The organism is Caballeronia glathei (assembly GCF_000698595.1).
GTDB lineage: Bacteria > Pseudomonadota > Gammaproteobacteria > Burkholderiales > Burkholderiaceae > Caballeronia > Caballeronia glathei.
Window position 1 is genome coordinate 1 of sequence record NZ_JFHC01000148.1, and the last position, 6,172, is coordinate 6,172.

At 55.6% G+C, this 6,172-nt stretch carries 6 protein-coding genes and 1 pseudogene; 3 read left to right on the forward strand and 4 right to left on the reverse strand.

The window, feature by feature from the left end:
• Window positions 1-52: 52 nt before the first annotated feature.
• Window positions 53-922 (reverse strand): carotenoid biosynthesis protein, encoded by an 870-nt coding sequence (locus BG61_RS39655; protein ID WP_052040579.1) that lies wholly within the window; start codon window positions 920-922, stop codon window positions 53-55.
• Between the two features lie 915 nt (window positions 923-1,837).
• Here BG61_RS39655 and BG61_RS37385 point away from each other — a divergent pair.
• The 3 genes and pseudogenes from BG61_RS37385 to BG61_RS45185 all read left to right on the forward strand — a co-directional run.
• Window positions 1,838-2,803 (forward strand): AraC family transcriptional regulator, encoded by a 966-nt coding sequence (locus BG61_RS37385; protein WP_035938278.1) that lies wholly within the window; start codon window positions 1,838-1,840, stop codon window positions 2,801-2,803.
• A 180-nt stretch (window positions 2,804-2,983) separates the two neighbouring features.
• Complete coding sequence (locus BG61_RS42575; protein ID WP_129572279.1) at window positions 2,984-3,193, forward strand: hypothetical protein; 210 nt, start codon at window positions 2,984-2,986, stop codon at window positions 3,191-3,193.
• A 180-nt stretch (window positions 3,194-3,373) separates the two neighbouring features.
• Window positions 3,374-3,510, forward strand: a pseudogene (locus BG61_RS45185) (IS3 family transposase); the annotation flags it as partial.
• Window positions 3,511-3,592: 82 nt separating this feature from the next.
• Here BG61_RS45185 and BG61_RS37390 read toward each other — a convergent pair.
• From BG61_RS37390 to BG61_RS43800, 3 genes are all read right to left on the reverse strand, one after another.
• Window positions 3,593-4,528: a helix-turn-helix transcriptional regulator gene (locus BG61_RS37390; RefSeq protein WP_129572280.1), complete on the reverse strand. Its 936-nt coding sequence runs from the start codon at window positions 4,526-4,528 to the stop codon at window positions 3,593-3,595.
• 75 nt (window positions 4,529-4,603) lie between these two features.
• A complete protein-coding gene (locus tag BG61_RS41635) occupies window positions 4,604-5,284 on the reverse strand; it encodes a patatin-like phospholipase domain-containing protein (protein WP_051673082.1) in 681 nt (226 codons plus the stop codon).
• A 410-nt stretch (window positions 5,285-5,694) separates the two neighbouring features.
• Window positions 5,695-6,172 (reverse strand): AMP-binding protein (locus BG61_RS43800; protein WP_206540636.1); only part of this gene is annotated, 478 nt, incomplete at its 5' end.

A 6,172-nucleotide genomic window follows, 5' to 3' on the forward strand; every position in this document is an offset into this window, starting at 1 on the left:
ACACCCGCATGCGGAGCCCGTACGAATCCTATTCGACGAGAGCGCAGAAAGCTTAGTCCGGCAACGCTATCGCATCCGGCACCAGTATTAATCGCAGAATCGCGAGCAACGCGACAAGACAGATGCCGAATGCCGCCACGATGTGCAATTCCGGAATTGTCTCGATCAGAAGATGGTCAAAAGCGACAAGTGCATAAGCCAGGACGGGCAGTCCGGTATAAAAGCGTGTACTGCTGCGAACCTGCGGGCGCGGCGGCACAAATCGCAAGGCGACTGCGACTATCACATAGATAGCGCCTGTAGTTGCGATCCATCCCACGAAATTCTGGAACGGAACACCGAAGTAGGGGCCGCCCTTCTCCCAAATCCAGGCACCGGACTTTGCTTTACCGGGGTCCATTACCGCGTCCCACGCGGTCATCGCTGTCGAAGCGATGAGTGCCCGCGCAAGTGCGCCGTTGACCGACGAGGGAGTGCTGGCGCCCTCGAGAAGAACGTGCGCCACGATCCAACTCGCATACACCATCATGAACCAGGCCAACGGAATGATGAGTGGGACGCCCGCTATCTTCGCGCCGAGCGCTTTACCGTAGTGGTAATCGCCATATACCGCGCCGGTTGCAACGCCAACGGACTCGAATCCCCAAGATACAGCCACACAGACCAGCAGGAATAATAGCGCCCGACGCCAGCCGAGCACATCGCCAGCGTGCAAGATCGAAAAGGCCGCGAAGAGCACCGTGAATCCGGTAGCGCCCACGCTGAAAAGGGAGGCTCCGCTCAATGCTGACACCCATGTGCAGGCATAGCGCAGAAAGATGCCAAACAACAGTAACCACACAAGCAGCCGCCTTAATCGAACCCAGGCGACTTCCCGCAGTTGAGTAGCCTGTTTTTCTGACGCATCGAAGTTTGGCGGCATACGATTCCCGAGGAATGCAATAAGGAGCGTTTGACCAATTCCGGTTACAGCCGTAATTGTTCCGATTCTTGACGAACGCAGGACTGCGAAGACCGTGTCACCTGCGGGGCGTGCAGGCAATAACACCCAGCGGTGCGTCCTTATTCCAGGGAGTGTCCCATACCACCGTTATGTTACCCATGATTCCGTCTCGATATGGATGGGCGACGAGCAGGTCCGATGTCATAAGGAGGTTAGTTTACTGAAAGAATTGCTCGGAGGTAGAACGTACTGGCATAGCTTCACGCCGAATTGACTGAAACCAGCTGAATCAAGGACAGGAGCATTTCGATCATGTAAAAGTCCTGTTTCAGGATATCTGACTCCGTCTCTTTCGATCTATCATGCACATTCAATGAAGTACGTTGCTTTCTTACACTGTAGAACACGAGGTACTTGTGAGAAAGCAGCGTGCTTTGATGTATTGCAGACGGTTCTCCCGCGTTAAGGCATTGAGGTAAGAATCGGTTTACCTAAATTGACCAATCACGATAGGTAGGAAAACGGATAGTGTCGTCGCTTTAGCGCATTGGCTATACCAGGAGCTAACGTTTCGCGCGCATTCGGGGTGACGTGTTGCCACGTTGCTAACATGTTGCGGGAACTGCGGCTGACAATTGCGGATATGAAACGAACCGTCCTGCAGCGCGACGACGCGAGCGGTGCGGTAGGGACCACGTAGAGGAGCCGTGTGCGGCGAAGTGTTCCGGGAACCGACGCGTAATTTGGTCAAAGGGCGCGCTATTTGCCGTCGTGTCTCGCTGCGCGGCCGTTCACGCACGTTGCAGCGCCTAGCCTGTAATAAGCGCTCGGTGCCCCAGTTCTCTTGTGCAGCAGCGAGGGCGCTGCGCTATCGCCGGTTGTATCGACAACGTCATGACGACATACAAAAGCGATTATCTCCGCCGCGTGGTGCTGACTGGCGATCCAAACGGCAAAGACAGCTGGCGCCATGACAGCGCGGGCATGCTGCGGCTCGACTGCGAATACGGGTCGGGCGAACCCGCCGGCTCGAGCGTCAACGTATGGAGCCTCGGACGGCTCGACATGGTGGACGGTCATCTTGCGCATATGTCGTTGACACCGCTTGCCGACTGTGGCGATACATGGCTGGACCTGAACCTCGTCAGGACCGGCGCGATGCATATCGAACAAGGCGGGCAAGCGCGGCGCATCGGACCCGGCGAAATCGTGCTCATCGAATCGTCGCACGCGTACAGGCAGTCGTTCGGTGAGCCAACCCATATAATCGCGCTGCGTTTTCCGTCGAATGCGCTGAAGGAGCGCGGGCTACGGCACGATCTGCGCGGCCTGATCACGCCCGATATGTCCGCCGCCGATACGCGCGCGATCGCTGAACTCGTGATGTCTATCGCCGCGCAGCGCGGCGAGACGAGCGTGGGTCTGCGGCGTCGCCAGGGCAATCAGATGCTCGAACTGATCGATTTGTTCATCGATGACCCTGCTGCACTGACGCGTACGCGCTGCAGCGATGCGACGCTGTTTCGCGCTAGGCGCTTTATCGCGCAGAACCTGCGCAATCCGGAGCTAACGGTTTCGCTGATCGCCTCGGCGGCCTGCGTATCGGACGCGCACCTGAGCAGGCTTTTCCGCGGCGCAGGCCAGCCCGTCATGCGCTATGTGTGGGAAAGCCGCCTCGAACTGGCGGTGGACATGCTGAGGCGCTCCCAGGGCCGCGCGCAGATCAGCGATATCGCGTATCGCTGCGGGTTTTCGACACCCTCGCACTTTAGCCGCGCGTTTAGGGAGCGCTATGGCACCTCGCCGCGTCACGAGCTTGCCGCAAAAGGCTCTGAATCATCCGAGCTACTAACACTATAAGTTAGGGGACGCTTAGCCTGCTAAATACGAATGGAATATCTCCTCGGCTAGTGTGTTATCAGGTGGCCCCAAGAATGGGGACACGGCCGGCAAGGTAGCCGACTTTCAAGAGATGGCTCCGCGATTCGATAGAGCATCAGCTTCGACGCCGACATGAGCGCACATACAGGAAATGGAACAATGAAACTGACACGCAATATGGCTTTCCTCACAGGTAGGGGATCGGGAATCGGACGCGGTATTGCGGAGGCTTTTCACGATCTCCGCGACAAGGTCAGCATTTCAGTGCGGCGGAAAAACCTTCTGAACGAGGTGACTACTGCCAACCCGGGAACGGGTTCCCTGGAACTCGATATCGAGAACGCATCCAGCATAGCGTCTATTTCATAGACACTCACCGAACGAGTATCAAGACCTGAACGTGGTCTTCAACAACGCTGGCATCATGCAGTTTGATGATGCGGCGAGCACCATCGATGAAAACTTGCTAACTTCAACTATCGCCATGAATTTATTCGGTCCGATCCGGCTGACCCCGGCCCTGATCGGACACCGAGTGACTATGTTTAGTGGATGCCGGAGCCCGACACCAGAACGGCGCGGTAAACTTGGTCATTGCGTTCGATCACAATAACGAGTCGCATCCGCACAGCGCGCTGAAATATCCCCTGCCCCGCGAGTTTCGTCAACAATCAAATTCTCCAACCTTAGCGCGACCGCGTATCGCGCTGTACAAGCGCAGGTTCAAGTCAGGAGGGTGTAGGCACGGACATCGAGATTGAGGTTCGATCACGCGCCAGCCGCATCCCGTGGGGAGACACCAAAGTGCTGCTTAAACATACGGCTAAAGTGCGATGGCGATTCAAAGCCGCATATGTATGCGATCTCCTGTATCTGCATGCGGTGTTGGCCGAATTGCTTTACGAGACTACGGGCCCTATCAAGGCGTTGCTCTAGAACGTAACGCATAACGGTCGTTCCTTCCCTTCTAAATAGTTTCGCCAGGTAATTTGCCGAGATGCGAAGCTCAGTCGCAATCTGCTCGATGTTCAGGCGGGAATCGCCAAGACGTCTCGCGATCATTGTCTTCGCACGAAGAATAATAATGTCGGATCGTCCGGACACTAAATAACCGGTCGGGCCACTTAGCAACGTCTCCATCATGTCTAGTGTCTGTTCACCAACTCTCTCCCGAAATTGCAGACTGGGAAGTTCCATCTGACCAGCGACACAGATCAACAAGTCTCTAAGAAAGGTAACGTCCGGAGATGACAGTTCAGGAACAATGATTCGACGCGAGCCGTAGGCGTACCCACGCGCCTTGAGCGCCTGTTTGGGAATTCTTAGAGCTATGAGACGAGTTGAACCGAGAAAACGCTCCTGAAACGGCCACGCGCCGTCTACGGTCAACACGCTACCCACGGGAAAAGACCTTTCCTCACCATGCTGTGAGATGATTACCGAACCGCTCGCAATGACCTTCACGAACACGTAATCTTCACCCACCGGGCATCTGCCCTGCAATAGGGAGGCCCATGTTTGATCCCTCACGCGGGCATCCAGGACACCCACCTGACCGGCATTCCACGTTTTGGACCAGGAGGTGAAATTTTCTCCAAGATCTCGCGGGCACGTCATGCCACACTGATTCTCAAACTCGTGCCTCCATCTCTCCTGCTGCTTTGACGAAGGATTTGCTGGATATTCGACGATGGCGAGCGTCAAGGAACATCTCCAAACGTTGACCGGCACCAGACCGGAGATTACTCGACCCGGAGCCAATGCGCAGGTTTCACTGGTTCACGCGATGCACGACGGCCCAAGCGCCTTGTTCAAGCGGATGACCCAGATGCTCGCTTCCTCCCGGTCCCGGGGGCATATGCGAGATCTTGCCATGTCATTGCACAATTGGACGACCGCAGCGTAGCCGACATCGAACAGGAAATGCATGTTCGATGAGGACCAGTCGATGACTTTCGGCCAGTAGTCGTCCGATATGCTCGCCGTGAGGTCCGGCACGAGAATCTTCCTCGGCGGGTTTCCATTGCGGGTATTCGCGTTCTTCAGTTGAAACAACTCCAACTCATTCCTCGCTGCCTGACCAAGCGGGACCATGATCGATCGCACCCACGCATCGTAGAGATTGCGGGGCAACTGGATAAGCTTCTCCGATCTAGGGATATCAAGAACAATGACATTGTCGATATCGCTATGACGCCCGAAAGGATCTTCATCGTCCGAAAGCAGTAGATCGAAGTTTAGTGGCCTTAGGACTGCGCCCTCGATACATTCAACACCACCCACCGAGCAGGGCGAATAAATGAACGGAGAAGACAACGCGGCACGCAATGTCTGCGCAGTGACCATGTCTTTGCCCCAAACCTCCATCTTTCTATCTGACAGGTGATAGGCGCTGATGTAAAAATCCGGATCAATTGTTCGCAATGCGTCGAAATCGATCGCGCCTTCCGCAAAGTGCATGTGTGCGCTCAATCCTCGGCTGCCCGCTGTGAGGTCAGTAGGCGAAAGACATGCAAAAAATGACGTGCTGCGTCCGCCCATAGTCCCGTGGCGGAATTTTCGGAAAATAGGTCAAAAAGCGGCTTCGTGAAGGGTGAGGAAGACAGGGCACGACGATACATAGATGCCGCCACGCCAGGCTTCATGAATACCTCGTAGTTCGCCGGAAGCCAATTGTAGATCTGATCGTGTACACCAACATCGGGCCAACGGGTTAGTGCCTCTTTAGGATCGCCCCCCTTGGGGCATGCATCGAGCCATTCCATTAAGGCACCCACTATGAGTTCGGAATTCGGTGCCCCAGCCCCGAGCACCAGCGCTTTCCTTTCGGTCCCATTTCCTTCCGTGTTTATTCTCAGATCTTCCGCTTTTCAGTCCACATACGAGAACGAGCTACCGATTTGCAGGGCGATGCACTTGCGTAGATACGCATCCATTTCGGCGGCCGTGTACGCGGGATTGAGGGGCACGAAAATCTCGCCGGTCGTAAGGTACGCGGTCACGATAGCGGCCGCCTCCGCCCGATTGCCGAGTTGCACGGCGACGCGCTCGCCCGGCTTCAGGCCCAGCGCGAGCATTCCGTGGGCGAGACGCAATGCGTCGTCATTCAGTTGTTGCGGAAAATTCATTGCCATTTGCAAACAAAAGCACGCGTTCCGGAGTACGATGCGCCGTTGCGAAGATCCGATCGACAACGCGATCGTCGTTCGTCGGAAATCTTTCAACATAATGAACGTCTGCAAACGTCGATATCTACCCCTCAGGTTCAATGTGTCTGCGTGTACCTGAAAACATCCGGCGTGCTGGAGATATTCCGGAAAATGCCTCTTTTGAATTCTCAGTGGGTGG

Excerpts from the sequence above, each read along its gene's own strand:
- BG61_RS39655 (WP_052040579.1), bottom strand. The coding sequence starts at position 922 with ATGCCGCCAAACTTCGATGCGTCAGAAAAACAGGCTACTCAACTGCGG.
- BG61_RS37385 (WP_035938278.1), top strand. The coding sequence starts at position 1,838 with ATGACGACATACAAAAGCGATTATCTCCGCCGCGTGGTGCTGACTGGC.
- BG61_RS42575 (WP_129572279.1), top strand. The coding sequence starts at position 2,984 with ATGAAACTGACACGCAATATGGCTTTCCTCACAGGTAGGGGATCGGGA.
- BG61_RS41635 (WP_051673082.1), bottom strand. The coding sequence starts at position 5,284 with ATGCACTTTGCGGAAGGCGCGATCGATTTCGACGCATTGCGAACAATT.